16 protein-coding genes are annotated in these 19,762 nt (G+C 67.6%); 12 read left to right on the forward strand and 4 right to left on the reverse strand.

All coding sequences use genetic code 11. The annotated features are described in order from the left end of the window. Positions 1 to 149: 149 nt before the first annotated feature. The 11 genes from QPK27_RS14010 to htpX all read left to right on the forward strand — a co-directional run bounded on the left by QPK27_RS14010 (position 150) and on the right by htpX (position 13,843). Positions 150 to 1,133 carry a LysR substrate-binding domain-containing protein gene (locus QPK27_RS14010; RefSeq protein ID WP_290418864.1) on the forward strand — a complete coding sequence of 328 codons (984 nt, stop codon included), beginning with the start codon at positions 150 to 152 and terminating at the stop codon, positions 1,131 to 1,133. Positions 1,134 to 1,231: 98 nt separating this feature from the next. After that, positions 1,232 to 2,254, forward strand: coding sequence for a glycoside hydrolase family 43 protein (locus QPK27_RS14015; protein WP_290418865.1), 1,023 nt, complete (start codon positions 1,232 to 1,234; stop codon positions 2,252 to 2,254). 189 nt (positions 2,255 to 2,443) lie between these two features. After that, positions 2,444 to 3,742: an extracellular solute-binding protein gene (locus QPK27_RS14020; protein WP_290418866.1), complete on the forward strand. Its 1,299-nt coding sequence runs from the start codon at positions 2,444 to 2,446 to the stop codon at positions 3,740 to 3,742. An 11-nt stretch (positions 3,743 to 3,753) separates the two neighbouring features. Further along, positions 3,754 to 4,683 (forward strand): carbohydrate ABC transporter permease, encoded by a 930-nt coding sequence (locus QPK27_RS14025; protein ID WP_290418867.1) that lies wholly within the window; start codon positions 3,754 to 3,756, stop codon positions 4,681 to 4,683. Beyond that, entirely contained in the window at positions 4,680 to 5,525 is an 846-nt protein-coding gene (locus QPK27_RS14030) for a carbohydrate ABC transporter permease (RefSeq protein ID WP_290418868.1), read from the forward strand. Before QPK27_RS14025 ends, QPK27_RS14030 begins: the two co-directional genes overlap by 4 nt. Positions 5,526 to 5,561: 36 nt before the next feature. After that, the gene (locus QPK27_RS14035; RefSeq protein ID WP_290418869.1) at positions 5,562 to 6,725 is read left to right on the forward strand and encodes an ABC transporter ATP-binding protein; all 1,164 of its coding nucleotides are present in this window, start codon (positions 5,562 to 5,564) and stop codon (positions 6,723 to 6,725) included. Positions 6,726 to 6,845: 120 nt separating this feature from the next. Beyond that, positions 6,846 to 9,719 carry a TonB-dependent receptor gene (locus QPK27_RS14040; RefSeq protein ID WP_290418870.1) on the forward strand — a complete coding sequence of 958 codons (2,874 nt, stop codon included), beginning with the start codon at positions 6,846 to 6,848 and terminating at the stop codon, positions 9,717 to 9,719. 93 nt (positions 9,720 to 9,812) lie between these two features. Beyond that, positions 9,813 to 10,766, forward strand: a complete 954-nt coding sequence (locus QPK27_RS14045; RefSeq protein WP_290418871.1) for a glycoside hydrolase family 43 protein — start codon at positions 9,813 to 9,815, stop codon at positions 10,764 to 10,766. A gap of 69 nt (positions 10,767 to 10,835) precedes the next feature. Then, positions 10,836 to 11,180 carry a hypothetical protein gene (locus tag QPK27_RS14050; protein ID WP_290418872.1) on the forward strand — a complete coding sequence of 115 codons (345 nt, stop codon included), beginning with the start codon at positions 10,836 to 10,838 and terminating at the stop codon, positions 11,178 to 11,180. Positions 11,181 to 11,350: 170 nt separating this feature from the next. Beyond that, positions 11,351 to 12,940: a TerC family protein gene (locus QPK27_RS14055; RefSeq protein ID WP_290418873.1), complete on the forward strand. Its 1,590-nt coding sequence runs from the start codon at positions 11,351 to 11,353 to the stop codon at positions 12,938 to 12,940. A 27-nt stretch (positions 12,941 to 12,967) separates the two neighbouring features. After that, positions 12,968 to 13,843: a protease HtpX gene (gene htpX / locus QPK27_RS14060; RefSeq protein ID WP_290418874.1), complete on the forward strand. Its 876-nt coding sequence runs from the start codon at positions 12,968 to 12,970 to the stop codon at positions 13,841 to 13,843. A 24-nt stretch (positions 13,844 to 13,867) separates the two neighbouring features. On the opposite strand, the gene QPK27_RS14065 is transcribed toward htpX, so the two are convergent. The 3 genes from QPK27_RS14065 to QPK27_RS14075 form a co-directional block, all read right to left on the reverse strand. Beyond that, positions 13,868 to 14,593: a penicillin-insensitive murein endopeptidase gene (locus QPK27_RS14065; RefSeq protein WP_290418875.1), complete on the reverse strand. Its 726-nt coding sequence runs from the start codon at positions 14,591 to 14,593 to the stop codon at positions 13,868 to 13,870. 152 nt (positions 14,594 to 14,745) lie between these two features. Beyond that, the gene (locus QPK27_RS14070) at positions 14,746 to 15,756 is read right to left on the reverse strand and encodes a DUF4105 domain-containing protein (protein ID WP_290418876.1); all 1,011 of its coding nucleotides are present in this window, start codon (positions 15,754 to 15,756) and stop codon (positions 14,746 to 14,748) included. Continuing rightward, on the reverse strand, positions 15,756 to 17,168 hold the full coding sequence (locus tag QPK27_RS14075; RefSeq protein WP_290418877.1) for a nucleobase:cation symporter-2 family protein: 1,413 nt from the start codon (positions 17,166 to 17,168) through the stop codon (positions 15,756 to 15,758). Before QPK27_RS14075 ends, QPK27_RS14070 begins: the two co-directional genes overlap by 1 nt. An 88-nt stretch (positions 17,169 to 17,256) precedes the next feature. Here QPK27_RS14075 and QPK27_RS14080 point away from each other — a divergent pair, with 88 nt between their 5' ends. Further along, positions 17,257 to 18,618, forward strand: a complete 1,362-nt coding sequence (locus tag QPK27_RS14080; protein ID WP_290418878.1) for an MBL fold metallo-hydrolase — start codon at positions 17,257 to 17,259, stop codon at positions 18,616 to 18,618. Here the strand turns inward: QPK27_RS14080 and QPK27_RS14085 are convergent. Then, positions 18,605 to 19,753 (reverse strand): sugar diacid recognition domain-containing protein, encoded by a 1,149-nt coding sequence (locus tag QPK27_RS14085; protein WP_290418879.1) that lies wholly within the window; start codon positions 19,751 to 19,753, stop codon positions 18,605 to 18,607. The genes QPK27_RS14080 and QPK27_RS14085 overlap by 14 nt on opposite strands. Positions 19,754 to 19,762: the final 9 nt, after the last annotated feature.

Consider the following 19,762-nt stretch of genomic DNA (forward strand, 5'->3'; position numbering starts at 1 on the left):
GATCCGAAATTCTCTAAGAAATAGGGCGCGTGGATGGGGTGGTAGCGGTACGAAACCTGCTCGGCTGCCCCGTTCTGCAGAAAGCCCCGCGTTTGACGCATGCTCGCCAGTTACTTTAAGATTAAACGACCTCAACCTCGCAATGCGGCATGCGCGATTCGTCTTCGGCCCGATTCATCCGCTTCCACCTCAAGACCCGGCACCTGGTGCTGCTGGTCGAATTGGGCCGTCACGCCTCCATTCTGCACGCCGCCGAAGCCGCCGGCCTGACCCAGCCCGGGGCATCCAAGCTGATCGGGGAACTCGAGCACGCCCTTGGCGTCCCGCTGTTCGAACGCCTGCCGCGCGGCGTCGCCCCGACCTGGTACGGCAAGGTGCTGATCCGGCGCGCCGGCGCGGCGCTGGCCGAGATGGACGCCGCGCACCAGGAGATCATGCAGGGCCAGGCCGGTTCCGGCGGACGCGTCAGCGTTGGCAGCGTGCGCGCCCCGGCCGCCACGCTGCTGCCGCGCGCGCTCAAGCTGCTCAAGGCACGCGATCCGAAGGTCGAAGTGGCGGTGGCGGTCGACACCAGCAAGACGATGGTCGAGCAGTTGCGCGCCGGCGAACTCGATATCGTGGTCGGCCGCATCCTCGATCCGTCCGCCGCCGCAGAACTCGATTTCGAACCGCTCGCTGACGAACCGCATCGCCTGATCGTGCGCGCCGGCCATCCCTGGTTGCAACGCCCCGACCTGAGTATCGAGGAACTGGCCGGCGCGGCCTGGATCATGCCGCCACCGGGACGCCTGCGAGAGCAGCTGATGGCGTTGTTCGTGGGCAGGGGCCTGGCGCAGCCGGTCGACATCATCGAAACCGTCTCGCTGCCGCTGGTGCCACGCCTGCTGCTCGATAGTGACCGGGTGGTGGCGCTCCCGCCCGAGCTGGTCCAGACCTCACTGGACGCCGGCGCGCTGGCGCTGCTGCCGCTCGACGTTCGGCTGCACGCCGGGGTGTACGGCATCATCACGCGCAAGCGCCATCACCTGTCGCCGTCGGCCGAGGCGATGCTGGCCGCGCTGCGCGAAGCGGCCGGCCTGGCGCCGGGCGCGGGCACACCGGCGGCCGCGCTCATGCATACGGATATGGTATAGCTCGCGCGCATTTCGTTATACAACAGCGGCCGCCGCGGTCCGTATTATCTCTGCCATAACGAGCGTGCACGACACGCCAGCAGAGGAGACGACTGCACATGAACCACCACCTGTCACGCGCCACCGGCGGCGCGCGTGCGCGCCTTGCCGCCCATACCGGACGCCGGCGCATCGCCGGCATCGGACTGGCCGCACTGGTCGCCCTGTGCGCCGCACCGGCCAACGCACAGCCGGTCGCCAGCTCGCTCGGCGACTTCCCCGATCCCTTCGTGTTGCCCGACGGCGGCGGCTACTACGCCTACGGCACCAACGCCAACGAGCGCCATGTTCAGCTGCTGCATTCGACCGACCTGCGCACCTGGCGCGCGCTGCCGGACGCGATGCCGATCCTGGCGCGCTGGGTGCGCCAGCCTGTGCCGCACGTGTGGGCGCCCGAAGTGATCAAGCTGGGCGAGCGCTATGTTTTGTACTACACCGCGCACGATCGCGCGTCCGATCGCCAGTGCCTCGGCGTGGCCGAGGCGCGTGCGCCGACCGGCCCCTTCGTCGACAAGTCGAACGCGCCGCTGGTATGCCAGGCGGCGCTGGGCGGCACCATCGACGCCAGTCCCTTGCTCGAAGGCGGGCGCCTGTACCTGTACTTCAAGAGCGACGGCAACTGCTGCAACAAGCCGACCCACCTGTTCGTGCAGGAGCTGCGGCCCGACGGCCTGGCCACCGTCGGCCAGCCCACCATGCTGCTCACCAACGGGCGGCCGTGGGAGGGCAAGGTGATCGAGGCGCCGACCATGGTGGTGCGCGATGGACAATACACGCTGCTGTATTCGGCCAATGATTTCGGCGCCGGCTCGTACGCCGTCGGCCATGCCAGTTGCGCCGGTCCCACCGGACCGTGCCAGCCGGTGGGCGACGGCCCCTTCCTCAAGAGCCGAACCGAGGTTTATCTGATGGGGCCGGGCCACCAGGGTGTGTTCCGTGCCAACGGCCAGGACTACATCGCCTATCACGCCTGGGAGATGAAGGCCGACGGCACCCGCGCCAATCGCCGCTTCCTGTATATCGACCGTCTCGACTGGGTGGATGGACAGCCGGTGGTGAAGGGCACGACGCTGGTCAAGTAGCGGTATTGACGGGCGCTTTGCGCGCGCTCGTGCGCCACGCCGCGGCAAGAACGAAGACAATAGCAAGGTTGCAATGTCGGCACCGCACCACGGCGCCGCGCGATCACACAGGATATGCGCAGTGCATCAGCGCAGTCCGAACGGACCGGCACAGGTCCGCTGGACCAGAAAAGATACGGAGACCACGTAGTGCAACGCAGACGCTTTCTCGCCGCTTCCACGCTGCTCGGCCTGCCGGGCGCGCCCGTGCCGGCGCAGCCCCGGACGCCGGTCGAGATCCGGATGTGGACCCTGCTCAGCGGCGGCGACGGCGCCCGCATGCAGGCGCTGGTGGACGCCTTCAACGCCGGCCAGCGCGCGGTGCGCGTGGTCAGCACCACCCTGAAATGGGGCGAGCCGTTCTACACCAAGCTGATCACTTCGTCGGTGGTGGGGGCGGGCCCCGAGATCGCCACCATCCACCTGTCGCGCCTGCCCAACCTGGCCGGCGGCGGCGTGCTGCGCCCGATTGCGGACGCCGAGCTGGCCACGGCCGGCCTGAAGGGCGAGGATTACTTTCCGCGCCAGTGGAACAAGTCGCGCCATGCGGGCCGCAACTATGCGATCCCACTCGACATGCACCCGCTGGTCCTGTACTACAACAAGACCCTGGCCGGAAAGGCTGGTCTGCTCGATGGCGCCGGACGCCTGGCGCCGATCGAAGGCTACGAGGCGCTGACGGCGGCGTTCCGGGTGGCGCGCGAGCGCACCGGCCGGGCCGGGCTGGCGATGGAGGCGAACCAGAGCTCGTTCGCGATCTGGCGCCTGTGGCTCTCGCTGCTGGCCCAGCGCAAGGTTCCGCTGATCGAGAACGGCCGCTTTGCCTACGGCTCGGCCGGGGTCGAGGAACTGGCCAAAATCAGTGCCTGGTTCAGCCGCGGCTACGCCCAGGCCGGGCTGAACTACCCGGCCTCGACCAGCCAGTTCATGGGCGGCGGCGCCGCCTTCATGATCAACGGCGTGTGGGAAGTGCCGGAAATGGTGCGCACCACGCGCCAGCGCACGCTCGGCTTCGACTACGGCATCGCGCCGCTGCCGCGCCTGTACCAGGACGCCAGCGTCTGGACCGACTCGCACGCCTTTGCGCTGCCGGCCAACGAGGGCCGGCCACTGTCGCCCGAGAAGCTGCGCGCGGCGCTGGCCTTCGTCGCCTACGTCAGCCGCAACTCGATGGGCTGGGCCGAAGGCGGCCACGTGCCGGCCTACCGCCCGGTGGCCGAGTCGGCGCAGGCGCGCGTCTTGATGCCGAACGCCGAATACGCTGCCGCCGCGCGGAACGTGGTCTACGATCCGGACGGCTGGTACATGGGCGCGGCCGGGCCGGTCGAGTCGATGGCGTCCAAGTTCATGCCGGGCGCGCTGATGGGCCAATTGACGCCGTTCGAAGCGATGCGCATGTTCGAGACCGACGCCGCGCGCCTGCTGCGCAAGGCGCCGCCGCGCTATTGATGGAGAACCGAATGACGACGCCATCCGCCGCCGTGCAGCGCACGACACCAGCTGCCACCACCGCCACCAGGGAGCAGGGCGGTGCGCGCCGCGAAGGCCTGTCCGCCACGCTGCTGCTGGCGCCCTTTGTCGCCGCCTTCCTGCTGTTCTTCCTGGCGCCGGCGCTTCAGACCTTTTGGCTCAGCCTTACCGAGAGCAGCCTGACCCGCACCAGCGGCTTCGTCGGCCTGGACAACTACGCGACCCTGGTGCAGGACCCGGGCTTCTGGTCGTCGCTCGGCAACACCTTCTATTTCTCGCTGCTGACCGTGATCCCGCTGGTCGGCCTGGGTCTGTTGATGGCGCTGCTGGTGCACCGCTTCACGCGTTATCAAGCCTGGCTGCAGGGCGCGTTCTTCCTGCCCTACGTGCTGCCGATCTCGGTGATGGCCTTGATCGCCGACTGGATGCTGCAGCCGTCGTCGGGCGTGATCAATTACATCGTCGGCGGCCAGCGCGCCTGGCTGGCCGACGTCGACTGGGCCATGCCGGCGGTGGCGCTGGGCACCATCTGGTGGACGGTCGGCTTCAACATGCTGATGCTGCTGGCCGGCCTGCGCAACATCCCGGCCGAGCTGTACGAGGCGGCGGCGCTGGACGGCGCGCGCGGCTTCACGCTGTTCCGCACCATCACCTGGCCGCAGCTGCGGCCGGTGGTCGGCACCGCGCTGCTGCTGCAGCTGATCGCCTCGCTCAAGATCTTCGGCCAGACCTACATCCTCACCGTGGGCGGGCCGTTCAACACCACCCGCGTCACGCTGCACTACATGTACGAAACCGCATTCACCTACAGCGATGCCGGCTACGCGGCGGCGATCGCGATGGCCTTCGTGTTCGTGGTGATCGCGCTGTCGCTGCTGCACGCGTGGCTGGTGCGCTCGCTGGCGAGGAGAGGCGCATGAACGGAGCGATGCAGCAACGTTCGCAACTCGGCTGGACGGTCGCCGGCGCCATCGCCTGCCTGGTGCTGGCCGCGCTATGGACCTTCCCGCTGCTGTGGGCCATGTCCACCGCGCTGCGCCCGGAGCACGAGACCGTGTCGGCCGTGTTCCACTGGCTGCCGCAGGACTGGACACTGGATGCCTTCCGCATCACGCTCGGCGCCGGCAACCTGCCGCGCTGGTTGTTCAACAGCGCGCTGGTGGCCTTGCTCGTGACGGTGGTGACGATGGCGATCAGCCTGATGGCCGCCTACGCGTTTTCGCAGCTGCGCTTTCGCGGCCGCTCGCTGCTGTTCGGGGTGGCGATGCTGGCCTTCCTGCTGCCGTTCGAGGCGCTCTTGGTGCCGCTGTTTCGCACCATGAACCAGCTCGGCCTGATCAACAGCTATGCCGGCCTGGTGCTGCCGCAGGTGGTCTCGCCGGTCGTGATCTACGTCTTCAAACAGTTTTTTGATCAGATTCCGGCCGACTTTCGCGAAGCGGCGGTGATGGATGGCGCCGGCCCCTTGCGCGTGCTGTGGAGCGTGTACCTGCCGATCTCCGGCAACATCGTGTGGGCGATGGCGATCGTGACCTTCATCGGGGCCTGGAACAACTTCCTGTGGCCGTTCATCATCGTCACCTCGAACGACATGATGACCATCCCGCTCGGCCTGACCCAGACCTACGACGCCTTCGGGGTGCGCTACGCCCAGCTGATGGCGTCGGCCCTGCTCGGGGCCTTGCCGGTGGGTCTGGCGTATGCGCTGTTCCAGCGTCGCGTGACCCAGGGCTTCCTGGCCGCGAGCGGGCTCAAAGGCTGACAGGGTAAGCAAAGAATAGAGAGACAGGAACGCATCATGGCATCGGTCAGCCTTCGCGGCATCAGGAAGCAGTACGACAATAACCAGGTCATCAAGGGCATCGACCTGTCGATCGCGGATGGCGAATTCGTGGTGTTCGTCGGCCCGTCCGGCTGCGGCAAGTCGACCCTGCTGCGCATCATCGCCGGCCTGGAAGACATCACCGAGGGCACGCTGGAAATCGGCGGCCAGGTCAGCAACACGGTGGAGCCGAGCCGGCGCGGCATCGCCATGGTGTTCCAGAGCTATGCGCTGTATCCGCACATGAGCGTGGCTGAGAACATGGGCTTCGCGCTCAAGTTGGCCAAGGTGCCGAAAGCCGAGATCGCGGAGCGGGTCGGGCGCGCGGCGCAGATCCTGCAGATCGAGCACCTGCTGGAGCGCAAACCCAAGGCGCTGTCGGGCGGCCAGCGCCAGCGGGTGGCGATCGGACGCGCCATCGTGCGCAAACCCCAGGTATTCCTGTTCGACGAACCGTTGTCCAACCTGGACGCCGCGCTGCGCGGCCAGACCCGGGTCGAGCTGGCGCGCCTGCACCGCGAACTGCAGGCGACCATGATCTACGTGACCCACGACCAGGTCGAAGCGATGACGCTGGGCCAGAAGATCGTGGTCCTGAACGGCGGGCGCATCGAGCAGGTCGGCACCCCGGTCGACCTGTACGAGCGGCCCGCCAACAAGTTCGTGGCCGGCTTTCTCGGCTCGCCGCGCATGAACTTCTTCGAGGCCACGCTGGTGGGGGAAGCGGGGCACGGCGCCAGCGTGTCGCTGGCCGGCGGGGCCAGGGTACAGGTGGCGGCCGACGTCGCGCGTGCGCAACCCGGCGCGCGCGTCACGCTCGGCGTGCGCCCCGAGCACTTGCAGATCGTCCGTCCCAACGCCGGCGAAGGGCGCCAGGACGGCGGCGTCAAGGCCACCGTGGCGCTGGTCGAATACCTGGGCGACGTGACGCTGGTGTACGCCCACGTCGAAGGCGGAGCCGGTGCCCAGAGCGAGATGGTGGCAGTGAAATGCGACGCCGACATCGCGCCGCCGGCGCCGGGCAGCCGGGTGGAACTGGTGTTCCCGGCCAGCCGCGCCTTTTTGTTCGATGCCGACGGCATCGTGTTCGCGCCCGGCTGGACCGAGCGCGAAGAAGCGCCCCTGTTGCAGGCGCGCTGACGCTGCGGTCCGCGGCCGATTCGGTCGCGGGCGACGTCATTGTTGAGATGTTGATATGCTACGCGGCCCCGCGCCGGCCAGACCGGCCTGGGGGACTTCATACAGAAACAAGGAGAAAGCATGTCCCGATTGAAAGTCAAGCCGATCTGCGCCGCCATCATGTTGATGTCGGCGTACGGCGCGCCCGCGCTGGCGCAGACCGCTCCCGCGAGCGAAGGCGCAACTACCGCAGCCCCGGCCAGCGCGCCGGCGGCCGTCCAGGTAGCGCCTGCCGCGGCGTCTGCGCAGGCTGCCCAGGCAGCGCCGACCGCGCAAGATGCGGCGGCGCCAGCGCCAGTCGCAGCGCCGGCTCCGGCCAATGCGGCCGTGGTCCAGGTGACCGGCCTGCGCCAGAGCCTGCGCTCGGCCGAGACGATCAAGCGGGACGCGGTGCAGGTGGTCGACGCCATCAACGCCGACGACATCGGCAAGTTCCCCGACCGCGCAGCCGGCGACGCACTGCAGCGCGTCGCCGGCGTGCAGGTGGGGCGCGATCGCGGCCAGACCAGCACCGTGATCATCCGCGGCCTGCCGGACGTGGCCACCACGCTGGACGGCAACGAGATCTTCACCGCGGCCGGGCGCCGCCTGGCCTACCAGGACTTGCCGGTGCAGTCGATCGGCGGCATGGAAGTGTATAAATCGGCCACCGCCAACCAGTTCGAGGGCGGCATCGCCGGCGCGGTCAACATCCGCCTGCGCAACCCGTTCGACAACAAGGGCTTCACCGCCACCGGCTACGTCGAGGACCGCCTGAACAAGACCAACGGCAGCAGCGCCACCAAGAACAAGCACAATCCGGGCGGCGGCTTCCTGGTCAGCAACCGCTGGGACACCGACTTCGGCGAGATGGGCGCGCTGTTCGACGTCGCCGTCAACCGCGAGAACTGGGCCTATCCGGTGCAGTACAACGACCGCCCGACCAATGTGTTCTCGGTGAACCCGGACGGCACCGCCGTGCGCCTGGGCGAAACCGGTCCCTTCACGCCGGCGCGCGCCGGCGACGTGCTGGGCCAGCTGCCCAACATCGGCGGCATCTACAACAGCGGCGAGCGCGAACGTCAGAGCATCCACGGCGCCTTCCAGTGGAAGATCAACCCCAACTGGCAAGCCAGCGCCCAGTACCTGGGCATGGGCTACCAGGGCCGCAACGCGGTCAACTACATCATGAGCAACGTCACCTGGGCGCCGCGCCTGACCGACGTCGTGATGGCGCCCGGTGGTAGCGGCAACTGCGCGCTGGGCGGCACCGTGTGCCCGATCCTGTCGGCCAATGCCCCGGGCGCCCAGTTCGGCGGGGCGTACGACTGGGATCCGTACAGCGCCACCAGCACCTGGGGCCAGAACGAACGCACCACCACCCACTACCTGAACCTGGGCCTGAAGTACGCCAACGGACCGCTCTCGGTCGATTCGCAGCTGGGCTACACCAAGTCGAAATTCGTCAACGACACCCTGATCGTCGACCAGCAGGTGCCTGGCGCCAGCGCCAGCGTCTACGCCTATGGCCGCGACGGCCACGGCGGCTTCAACAGCATCACCACCCCGGGCAGCGCCAACGCCATGCGCGACCCGAGCCAGTACGTGCTGCGCGGCCTGGTGCAGAACTGGAACGAGCAGGCCGGCGACCAGCTGCAATGGCGCAGCGACGCCATCTATCGCCTGGGCGGCGACGGCTTCTTCAACGCGATCCTGGGCGGCGTGCGCCTGTCCTCGCGCAAGGCCAGCTACCACGGCGCCGAAGGCCATTCCGACTTCACCGGCGCGGTGCGTCCGACCCCACTGGGCCTGTTCGGCAGCGACTTCCAGCAGATCGTGCCGGGCCTGGACCGCCTGGGTGGCCCCTGGGCCACGCCGTCGAGCGACTACCTGATCGACAATGCCGACGCCGTGCGCGAGGCGTATGGCGCGGGAACGGGCCGGGTGCCGGACGATCCGGCGCGCCTGTTCGACCAGCGCGAGCGCAGCGCCACGCTGTACCTGGCGGGCCGCTTCAAGACCGACGTTGCAGGCGTGGAGGTCAGCGGTGAAGTCGGCGCGCGCGCGATCCGCCTGAACCGCAAGCTGCAGGGCCAGAGCCGCATCGGCGACGTGGTGTCCGATGTCGACCTGTCGACCTATGAAACCAACTTCCTGCCGAGCGCCTCGGCGGTGGTGGCCTGGACCGACGCCTGGCAGTCGCACCTCTCGGTCGGCAAGACCATCACCCGTCCCGACTTCGGCCAGCTCAACCCGGCCCTGTCGCTGATTCCGCCGACCGTCAACGCACCCGGCAGCGGCGGCGCCGGCAATCCGGAACTCGACCCGACCCGCTCGACCAACATCGACGCCACGCTCGAGTACTACTTCCAGAAGAACGGCTACGCCCAGATCGCGCTGTTCCACCGCGACATCGACGGCTACCTGCAAAGCTTCACCAACGATGAAGTCATCGACGGCCAGACCTACCGCGTGACGCGCCCGCAGAACTCGGGCAAGGGCACCTTGAAGGGCGCCGAATTCGGCATCCAGAAGTTCTTCGACTTCCTGCCGGGCGCCTGGAGCGGACTGGGTGCGCAGTTCAACTACACCTGGATCGACGGCGAGAACGAGTCCAAGACCAGCTTCGGCAGCGACACGTTCACCAAGACGCCGCTGGTGGGCGTGGCCAAGCAGAACTACAACGTGGCGCTGCTGTACGAAGGCAGCGGCTTTACCGCGCGCCTGGCGGCAACCCGCCGCGGCGACTTCGTCGAGCAGATCGCCGAGGCGCCGTACAACCAGGACCGCATCGTCAAGGCCAACACCTTCGTCGACCTGAGCATCGGCTACGAGATCAACGACAAGGTGTCGCTGCAATTCGATGCGATCAACCTGACCCGCGCCAAGTTCGAAAGCGAGCTGGGTCCCTACCAGCCGCGCGACATCCGCTACAACCCGACCACGTATGGCGTGAGCCTGCGCTTCCGGATGTAATGCACGATGTCGGGTAAAACGTAAGCACGCCGCCAGCGTCCACCAGGACCCTGGCGGCTTTTTCATGGAATCCACCCAGCAGCAGGAGCCGCAATGCAGCGAACCTACCAGAACCCGGTCTATCCCGACACCATGGCCGATCCCTTCGTGCTGAAACACGAGGGCGTGTACTACGCCTACGGCACCGCGCCCGGCGGCGCCGACGGACGCCAGATTCCGGTGCTGCGCTCGACCGACCTGGTCGAATGGGAGCCGCTCGGCCATTGCCTGCAGCCGAACGGCGGCGCGCATTACTGGGCGCCCGAAGTGGCGACGCACGGCGGGAGCTTCTATATGTACTACTCGTCCGGCTCGGCGCCGGAGGGCACCGACCAGCAGCTGCGGGTGGCGGTAGCCGACCATCCGGCCGGGCCGTTCACCGATACCGGCCATATCCTGGTCCCGGATCAACCGTTCTCGATCGACGCCCATCCTTTCCGTGACACGGACGGCCAGTGGTACCTGTTCTACTGCGTCGACTTCCTCGAGCTGGAAGACGACCATCGGGTCGGCACCGGCATCGTGGCCGACCGCCTGCTCGACATGACCACGCTGGCGGGCGACCCGCAGGTGGTGGTGCGCCCGCACCACGACTGGCACGTGTTCCGCAAGGGCCGCACCATGTACGGCCGGGTATTCGACTGGCACACGGTGGAGGGCGCGTCGGTGTTGCATCACGACGGCAAGTACTACTGCTTTTACAGCGGCGGCGCCTGGGAGAAGGACAACTATGGCGTCAGCTACGTGGTGGCCGATCATCCGCTCGGACCCTATCGCCGGCCCGAGGGCGGGCACGAGGCGCTCCTGATGCGCAGCCGCGCCGGCGCCGCGATCGGGCCGGGCCACAACAGTTTTACCACGTCACCCGACGGCAGCCAGACCTGGATCGTCTACCACGCCTGGGACGTGGCGCAGACCACGCGCCGCATGTGCATCGACCGGCTGCAGTGGAAGGGCGGCGTGCCGCTGACTAGCGGGCCGAGTCACGAACGGCAGCCGGCGCCCTGACACCGGGACACGGCGGGTCGCACCGCGCCCGCATGTTATACTGGCACCGTTATCATCTCTGACGTGTGTATGCGACGATTATTCGTCATCTGGCTGATCCTGCTGTTTCCCCTGAATGTCCTGGCGATGTCGATGTCGGTCGCCGCGTTCCAGCACGACCAGCCCAGCGCGCTGCAACACGTCGAGCCGGCGACGCCCGTCGCCGACACCTTGTTCTCCCATCTGTTCGACACCCAGAACGGCGGCGACCTCGATTCCGACGAGCCGCCCGCCGTGGCCGACCTGCATGACCAGGTCAATGAAGAAGACAAGCTGCAACTGGTGCTGCTACCCGGCAGCAGCATCGCGGCCAGCGCGCCGCTACCGCGCGCGCAGTCTGCCTTCCCTCCGCTGAAACCGCCTCCCACGCTGTAAGCCGCTGCCCGGCATGGCGCCGCCGCGTGTGTCCTTCGTGACGCGCACGCCGCCGGCCATGCCCGGGCCCGACTTTTTTTCCCGCCGCGCCGCGCGAACGACGTCTTGCATCGTCCCGCCGCATGTGCAGCGGCCGGGAGTAACGTGAACTTATCAAATGAGGCAATGACATGGAATGGCTATTCGACCCGACCATCTGGGCGGGCCTGTTGACACTGGTGGTCCTGGAGATCGTGCTCGGGATCGACAACCTGATTTTCATCGCGATCCTGGCCGACAAGCTGCCGCCGCACCAGCGCGACAAAGCGCGCCTGATCGGCCTGTCGCTGGCGATGGCGATGCGCCTTGGCCTGCTGACGATCGTCTCATGGCTGGTCACGCTCACCACGCCCTTGTTCTCGGTCGGTCCGCTGTCGTTCTCCGGGCGCGACCTGATTTTGCTGATCGGCGGCGTGTTCCTGCTGTTCAAGGCGACGGTCGAGCTGCACGAACGTCTGGAAGGCGTGACCCACGTCGCCACCCAGTCCAAGGTGTACGCCGGCTTCGCCGCCGTGGTGGCGCAGATCGTGGTGCTGGACGCCGTGTTCTCGCTCGACGCGGTGATCACCGCCGTGGGCATGGTCGACGAGCTGGGCGTGATGATGGCGGCGGTGGTGATCTCGATCGGCGTCATGATCCTGGCCTCCAAGCCGCTGACGCGCTTCGTCAACGCGCACCCGACGGTGGTGGTGCTGTGCCTGAGCTTCCTGCTCATGATCGGCCTGAGCCTGGTGGCCGAAGGCCTGGGCTTCCACATTCCCAAGGGTTACCTGTACGCCGCGATCGGCTTCTCGATCCTGATCGAGGCCCTGAACCAGTTCGCGCGCCGTAACTTCCTCAAGAATGAGGCGCGTGTGCCGCTGCGCGAGCGCACCGCCGAAAGCGTGCTGCGCCTGATGGGCAGCCGCAAGCGGTCCGAAACGGTGGAGGCCCCGGAAGAGGGCGAAGCAGCGGCGCAAGACGCGTTCGCGGTCGAAGAGCGCAATATGGTCAGCGGCGTGCTGACGCTGGCCGACCGCTCGATCCGCTCGATCATGACGCCGCGCGCCGACATGTCGTGGATCGACCTCGAAGCCGCGCCCGAAGACATCCTGCGCCAGTTGCAGGAAACCCCGCATGGCCTGCTGCCGGTGTCCCGCGGACAGCTCGATAACGTGGTCGGCATCGCCCGCACCAAGGACCTGATGGGCACCCTGGCCATGCACGGCTGGATCGACGCCACGGCCGGCAATACCATCCGTGCGCCGATCGTGCTGCCCGATACCGCCGGCGTCCTGAAAGCGATCGACACGCTCAAGCGCGCCCACGGCCAGCTGGTGCTGGTGCTGGACGAATTCGGCGTGGTCCAGGGCCTCCTGACGCCGGTCGACATCCTGGAAGCGATCGCCGGCGAATTCCCCGACGAGGACGAGCAGCCGGCGATCCGGCCGCAGGCCGATGGCAGCTGGGAAGTCGACGGCAGCGCCGACCTGCACCTGCTGGAGCAGGTGCTGGAAACCGATGTCCTGGTCAGCGACGACGCCGACTACACCTCGCTGGCGGGCCTGCTGCTGGCGCGCTTCGAGACCATGCCGCAGGTCGGCCAGGCGCTGGAACTGGACGGCCTGCGCTTCGAGGTGCTGGCCATCGAGGAGCGCCGCATCGCGCGCGTCGCGGTGCGCCGCCTGGATCCGACCGCAGAGCAGGACTCGGCGGATGCCGAGACCGAAGCAAAACCCTGAATTATTTTTGAACCCGAAAGGAAATCCATGAAACGCGTTATTTTGTTCCTCGCCACCAACGTGGCCATCATGCTCGTGCTGAGCGTGAGCGCCAGCCTGCTGGGCGTGAACCGCTTCCTCACCAGTAATGGCCTGAACCTGGGCATGCTGCTGGCCTTCGCCGCCCTGATGGGTTTTGGCGGCGCCTTCATCTCGCTCCTGATCTCGAAGCCGATCGCCAAGTGGTCGACCGGCGCGCGCGTGATCGAGCAGCCGTCCAACAGCACCGAGCAGTGGCTGCTTAATACCGTCGCCGCGCAGGCGCAGAAGGCCGGTATCGGCATACCGGAAGTGGCGATCTACGAGGGTGAGCCGAACGCCTTCGCCACCGGCGCCACCAAGAACAGCTCACTGGTTGCGGTGTCGACCGGCCTGCTGCAGTCGATGAACCAGGACGAGGTCGAGGCGGTGCTGGCGCACGAAGTGGCCCACATCGCCAACGGCGACATGGTGACGCTGACCCTGATCCAGGGCGTGGTCAACACCTTCGTCATCTTCCTGGCGCGCATCGTCGGCTATTTTGTCGACAGCATGCTGCGCAAGAACGACGAAGAGTCGTCCGGCCCCGGCATCGGCTACATGGTCACCGTGGTCGTGTGCGAGATCGTGTTCGGCATCCTGGCCAGCATCATCGTGGCCTGGTTCTCGCGCCAGCGCGAATTCCGCGCCGACCGCGGCGCCGCCACCATCATGGGCCGCGCCCAGCCGATGGTCGCCGCGCTGCGCCGCCTGGGCGGCATCGCCGAGGGCGAACTGCCGAAGAACATGAGCGCCTTCGGCATCTCGGGCAAGGGCGGCGCGCTGGCGCTGTTCTCGAGCCATCCGCCGATCGAAGAGCGTATCGCGGCGCTGCAGTCGCGCTGAGCGCCTGAGCGATCGTGCGGTCCGCTAACGCTTCGGCGCGCAGCGGATCGCGAAATCGACGTGGTAATGCTCGTCGTGGCGCACCCACGGCTTGGTCGCCATGAACGGCAGCGACTTGATGCGCGGCCCGGCCGGCGTATCGAACAGGTGCCGGGCCAGCGCCGGATCGAAGATCACGCGCTTGATGGCGGCATTGTGCTTGCGCGCCTGCTGGTTCAGCTGGTCCAGGTGCGCGGCCAGCGCGGCGTAGTCGATGCGCAGCTTGCCCAGCACGCCCTTGCTGTCGAATTCGAGGTCGTAGCCGAAACGGTTGGCGGCCGAGGCGGGCAGGGTGGCCGGGCTGCCGTCGCTGGCGCGCACCGGCACCATGAAGTCGACCGAGGTCCCGGTCTCGTGGGTGCGGTGCGGCGGCATCGGGCCGCCGTTGCGCAGGCCGGTCTCGCCGTACACGTAGGTGACGCCGGGCTGGATCGCTTCCAGCTCGCGGTAGCTGGCGGCGACGATGTCGCGCACCGTCGTGTGCACGTAGGTGCGGCCCAAGTGCACACCCAGGGCCGAATAGGCCGAGAAGTTGCGCCCGGACGCCGGCAGAGTCACGGCGCCTTCGATGCGGCCGCTGTCCGTGGTGCCGAAGCAGGTGCTGGCCGTGGCGCTTGTCGGCGCCAGCAAAGCGGCGCAGGCCGCGGCGGCCGACAACTGCGCCAGGATGCGCGATGCCGCGCGGTGTATGCGTGCCGAATGCTGGTTCATGTGGTGTCCGGGTTCGTCAGAAACATTTAGTTCTATCCGAGAAACTGCCTTGCAGCAATCATACCTCCGCCGTTCGTTTGATCGTCCGCAAGACCCACATCATTCATTCGTCGTGCTGTCGCATTCCAGCCGCGCTTCTCCAGCCTCATTCATTATGGCCGCGCAATGCCCGGCACTCCAACCCGGATCGCGCGCGAAAAATCGGATCCATCGCGGTCGGTCGCCAGCGCGCGCTGGTTGATGTAGCCGCGCTCGTGCAGTTCGGCGAACGGATGGTCCGGCGTCAGCGCGCCCTGGTCGTAGGCGTATTCGGCGAAGTGGCCGGAGGCCAGCAGGCGCCAGTCGAGCGGCAGCCCGGGCGAGATGCGGCGCGCCAGTTCGAACAGGATGGTGGTGCAATTGCTGGTCAGGGTGTTGTACCACTCGGGGTGGTGACGCAGCTTCTCGGCCCGCTCCAGATAGTCGAGCAGCACCGCGCGCAGGTGTTCCGGTTTTGCCCGCAGGCGGTACAGGTAGACCTGCTCGCCGCGCACATTGCTGCGCGTGCGCACGATGTCGCGCTCGTCGGCGGCGACGATCACTTGCTCGAAGTTGCGGAAGAACCCGCCGATGGCGGAGAACGATTCCTGGCGCTCCTTGCGGATCTCGAGCGAGAACACCAGCTTCTTCCCGTCCCTGAACTCGAACGCGATCAGGGTGTGCGCGATGTGCGGCCCCATCCAGTACGACAAGATCAGGTCGGCCGACTCCAGCTTGCGCAGGTCGTACTGGCGGGTCTCCCAGCGCGGCGTGTAGTCGGTCTCGCTGCGCCAGTCGAAGTTGCGCACGTTGTCGATGGTGACGATGTCGCCGTCGACGTGCGCTTCGAGCATCCGGGCGACATCGTCGGCCCACACGCGGTCATGCGAGGGCGTCAAGCCCTGATACCAGGCGCCCATGGCCACCACGCCGACCGCGCAGGCCAGCAGCGCCTGGCGCCAGTAGCGGCGCGCGGGTGCGAGCAGCATCACCGCCAGCACGGCCGATCCCAGCAGGCACCAGACGGCGCCGAAGGCCAGCGCCCATGGGCGCGACAGCTGGAACCACAGCGCCAGCACGCCCCAGCCGGTGACCAGGAGGACGACCAGCGACAGGAGTCCGGCCACAAGACCGCGCGCCCACATCAGTGTTCTCCCGCAGGGTTGGCGTTCGGCGTCTCAGGTAAAAACCAGTTCAGCACCAGCGCGCACAGGCCGCCGGTGGCGACACCCGATTCCAGCACGTTGCGCACCGCGGCCGGCATGTGCACCAGGAACTCGGGCACCTGCGACACGCCCAGGCCCAGCGCCAGCGACACCGCGATGATCAGCAGGGCGCGCCGGTCGAGGTGGACGCTGGCCAGGATGTTGATGCCGGCCGCCGCCACCGCGCCGAACATCACCATCGCCGCGCCGCCCAGCACCGGCTCCGGCACCGCCTGGATTACCCCGGCCACGGCCGGGAACAGGCCCAGGATCACCAGGAACAGCGCGATCCACATGCCGACGTAGCGGCTGGCGATGCCGGTCAGCTGGATCACGCCGTTGTTCTGGGCGAAGATCGAGCTGGGGAAGGTGTTGAAGATCCCGGCCAGCAGCGAGTTGGCGCCGTTGACCAGCACCCCGCCTTTGATGCGCTCCATCCACAGCGGACCGGAGACCGGCTGGCGCGAGACCTTGCTGGTGGCGGTGACGTCGCCGATCGCTTCGAGCGAGGTGACCAGGTAGATCACCAGCATCGGCACGAACAGCGCCCACGAAAAGCCCAGGCCGAAGTGCAGCGGCAGCGGCACCTGGAAGGCCGGCGCCTGGTGCATGCCGGTGAAGTCGAGCCTTCCGAGCCAGGCCGCCAGCGCATAGCCGACCGCCAGCGCAATCACGATGGCGGCGCTGCGCATCCACACCACCGGCACGCGGTTGATGGCGACGATGATGGCCAGCACCACGCCGGACAGCATCAGGTTTTCGCCGTTGGCGAAGCTGCCGTTGGCCATGGCCGTGTAGCCGCCGCCCATGCTGATCAGGCCGACCTTGATCAGCGTGAGGCCGATCATCAGGACCACGATGCCTGTCACCAGCGGCGTGATCAGGCGTTTGACGAAGGGCAGGATGCGCGACACGCCCATCTCGACGAAGGAGCCGGCCACCACCACGCCGAAGATCGCGGCCATCACCGCTTCCACCGGCGTGCCCTGTTTCACCATCAGCGCGCCGCCCGCGATCAGCGGACCGACGAAGTTGAAGCTGGTGCCCTGCACGATCAGCAGGCCCGCGCCGAACGGCCCGAAGCGGCGGCACTGGACGAACGTGGCGATGCCCGAGATCACCAGCGACATCGAGACGATCAGGTTGGTGTCGCGGCTTGAGACGCCCAGCGCCTGGCAGATCAGCAGGCCCGGCGTCACGATCGGGACGATGATCGCCAGCAGGTGCTGCAACGCCGCGAGCATGCCGAGCAGGGGAGCGGGGCGGTCGTCCAGGCCGAGGATCAGTTCCGAATGCTTCTCGTTGGCGTGATAGGACGGGTCGGCGGCGGGCGGCGTGTCGTGTGGGCGCATGAGATTGGTCGGGCAAAACCGCGATTCTACAGGCTGCCGGGCCATGAACACCGTTGTAGAATGCCGCCTTCACGAAGAAAGGACCCACATGAGCCCAGGATTGACCGTTTCACGCATTCTGCATGCGGGCTATGTGTTCGAGTGCGAGGGCGTGCGCATCGCCTTCGACACGATCTTCGAGAATCCCTTCAGCCGCAACTGCCATGCGTTTCCCGACCTGCGCTTCGACCGGGACGCGATCCGCGCCCAGCGTTTCGACGCGGTGTTCATCTCGCATTTCCACGACGACCACTGCTCGCTCGAGAGCCTGGACCTGCTGGCGCGCGACACGCCGATCCTCATCTACTGCATCTTCGACGAATTGTTCGGGATGGTGCGCCGGCTCGGCTTCACCGACGTGCGGCCGCTGCGCCTGAACGAAGCGATCAATGTCGGTCCGTTCGCGGTGACCCCGCGCGAAGCGATGGACGCCGACGTCGACTCGATGTTCCAGGTGCGGGCGGCCGGGATGAACGTGCTGAACGTGGTCGACTCGTGGATCGACGACGGCACGCTGGCGCAGCTGGTGGATGAGGGGCCGTGGGACATGGTGCTGTGGCCGTTCCAGACCATGCGCGAACTGGAAGTGCTGGCGCCGACGCGCGCCGCCGCCGCGCCGCCCGAGCTGCCCCAGGAATGGATCGCGCAGCTGCAGGCGCTGGCGCCGCGCTACGTGGTGCCGAGTTCCTGCCAGTTCGTGCAGGAGCCGTGGTCGTGGTACAACCGCGCCTTCTTCCCGATCACCTACGCCCGGTTCACGCGCGAAGTCGGCGCCGCACTGCCGGATGCGCAGATCGTGCGCCTGAATCCGGGCGTGTCGGTGCGGCTCGACGATGCCGGCATCCATGCGGCGCCATCGCTCGGCTGGATCACGCCCGTGGGCGAGCAGGACGTCGACTACGTCTATGAAGGCAATGCCGCGCCGCCGCCCACGAGCGAGATCGCCCGCCTGCTGGCGCGCGACGGCGCGCAGCTGAACGCAGAACAGCAAGAACGCGTGCTGGATTACTGCCGCGCGGGACTGGCCCAGAAATACGGCGACGTACCCGCCGCCTGCGGCTACTTCGACCGGCCGCGCATCTGGCAATTGACGCTGTTCGACCACGTGGGTAGCGCGACCCACTGGCGCTACCGCCTCGACGGCGACACGGCAACCCCGGTCGGCCCGGACGCCGGCCCGCTCGGCTGGATCACTGAAGTGCCGATGGTGAAGCTGTACGCCGCACTGGCACTGGGCGAGTCGCTGACCTCGATGTACGTGCGCATCAACGCGACCAGGTTCGACGCCGCCACCGAACAAGACCTGCCGGACGCCGACGTGGTCGATGACCCGCTGGTGCGCTGCCTGTTCAGCGACACCTTTGGCGCCTACCAGGCGGCCCAGTTGCGGCGCCTGCTCAATGTGGACTGAGCAGCGCCGACACGTACAGCAGCAGTTTGTCTTCGCTGCGCGCCAGCACCAGCCCGGTCAGTTCGCCGATGCGGCGCAGCCGGTAGTCGAGCGTGTTACGGTGGATGCCGAGGGCGGCGGCGGTGGCGGCCAGATTTTCGTCGCGCGCGAACCAGGTGTCGAGGGTCAGACGCAGCATCGCGCCGCTGCGGTCTTGCGCCAGGCGCGCCATCGGCTGGCGCAGCTCGGTCGCCTGCCAGCCGCTGCCCAGGCTCGCGAGAAGCACCGGCAGCGCCAGCTCGTAGTAGCTGAAGGTCTGCTGCCCGGGCAAGCGCGCGCGGCCCAGGCGCGCCGCCGTGCGCGCGCTACCGTATGATACTGCCGCGCCCTCGATGCCGCTGTGGGCAATGCCCATCGACAGCGTGAACGGCAGCGCGCATTCTTCGCGGATGACGTTCGACAATGCCTGCAGGCGCCGCTGCGGCAAGCCTTCCAGGCCCTTGCGGCCCGGGTCCATCGACTCCAGCAGCACCATCTCGCCCGGCCCCACGGTCGCCGTCAGCGCCTCTTCGCGCCGCGCCTGCAGCCGCATCTGGAGGCGCTGCAGTTCGACCAGCGAGCGGCCGGCGTCCTCGTGTCCCGGCAGCAGCTCCAGCAAAAAGGCCACGTGCACGCGCTCGACGCCAAAGCCGAGGCGGCGCGCCCAGCCTTCGAGTTCGGTGCGTGCGCCGGCTTCGTACCGAATCAGGTTCAGCACGAAAGCTTCGCGGTAGCGCGCATTGCCCTGCAGTTCCTGAGTCAGCGCCGCCTGCTCCAGGATCATCTCGGCGCTCAGGCGCACCAGTTCGCCGAACTGACGCACCTGGCCCGGTTCGCCGCTCAGGTCGATCGCACCGCACAGCTGGCCGTCGGCGCTCAAGGGCAGGTTGATGCCGGGCTGGGCCCCGTGCAAGCCGGGCGCAGACGCGGCGTCGATCTCCACGGTCACCTTGCGCGCCAGCGCCAGCAGGGCGCCGGCATGGACTTCGCCGATCCGCTCCGGCTGGCCACTGGCCAGGATCACACCATTGACGTCCATGACGTTGACGTTGAAGGGAATGATCTGCATCGTACGGGTGACGATGTCCCGGGCCAAGGCGGTATCGAGTGAGTGCATCGTGCGATT

The sequence above is a fragment of the Massilia sp. YIM B02443 genome (genome assembly GCF_030411955.1).
GTDB lineage: Bacteria > Pseudomonadota > Gammaproteobacteria > Burkholderiales > Burkholderiaceae_D > Telluria.

Bases quoted from the DNA above. Each gene is read 5' to 3' on its own strand.
- QPK27_RS14050 (WP_290418872.1), top strand. From the start codon at position 10,836: ATGCGACGATTATTCGTCATCTGGCTGATCCTGCTGTTTCCCCTGAAT.
- QPK27_RS14040 (WP_290418870.1), top strand. From the start codon at position 6,846: ATGTCCCGATTGAAAGTCAAGCCGATCTGCGCCGCCATCATGTTGATG.
- QPK27_RS14030 (WP_290418868.1), top strand. From the start codon at position 4,680: ATGAACGGAGCGATGCAGCAACGTTCGCAACTCGGCTGGACGGTCGCC.
- QPK27_RS14010 (WP_290418864.1), top strand. From the start codon at position 150: ATGCGCGATTCGTCTTCGGCCCGATTCATCCGCTTCCACCTCAAGACC.
- QPK27_RS14075 (WP_290418877.1), bottom strand. From the start codon at position 17,168: ATGCGCCCACACGACACGCCGCCCGCCGCCGACCCGTCCTATCACGCC.
- QPK27_RS14035 (WP_290418869.1), top strand. From the start codon at position 5,562: ATGGCATCGGTCAGCCTTCGCGGCATCAGGAAGCAGTACGACAATAAC.
- QPK27_RS14055 (WP_290418873.1), top strand. From the start codon at position 11,351: ATGGAATGGCTATTCGACCCGACCATCTGGGCGGGCCTGTTGACACTG.
- htpX (WP_290418874.1), top strand. From the start codon at position 12,968: ATGAAACGCGTTATTTTGTTCCTCGCCACCAACGTGGCCATCATGCTC.
- QPK27_RS14025 (WP_290418867.1), top strand. From the start codon at position 3,754: ATGACGACGCCATCCGCCGCCGTGCAGCGCACGACACCAGCTGCCACC.
- QPK27_RS14070 (WP_290418876.1), bottom strand. From the start codon at position 15,756: ATGTGGGCGCGCGGTCTTGTGGCCGGACTCCTGTCGCTGGTCGTCCTC.
- QPK27_RS14065 (WP_290418875.1), bottom strand. From the start codon at position 14,593: ATGAACCAGCATTCGGCACGCATACACCGCGCGGCATCGCGCATCCTG.
- QPK27_RS14045 (WP_290418871.1), top strand. From the start codon at position 9,813: ATGCAGCGAACCTACCAGAACCCGGTCTATCCCGACACCATGGCCGAT.
- QPK27_RS14015 (WP_290418865.1), top strand. From the start codon at position 1,232: ATGAACCACCACCTGTCACGCGCCACCGGCGGCGCGCGTGCGCGCCTT.
- QPK27_RS14085 (WP_290418879.1), bottom strand. From the start codon at position 19,753: ATGCACTCACTCGATACCGCCTTGGCCCGGGACATCGTCACCCGTACG.
- QPK27_RS14080 (WP_290418878.1), top strand. From the start codon at position 17,257: ATGAGCCCAGGATTGACCGTTTCACGCATTCTGCATGCGGGCTATGTG.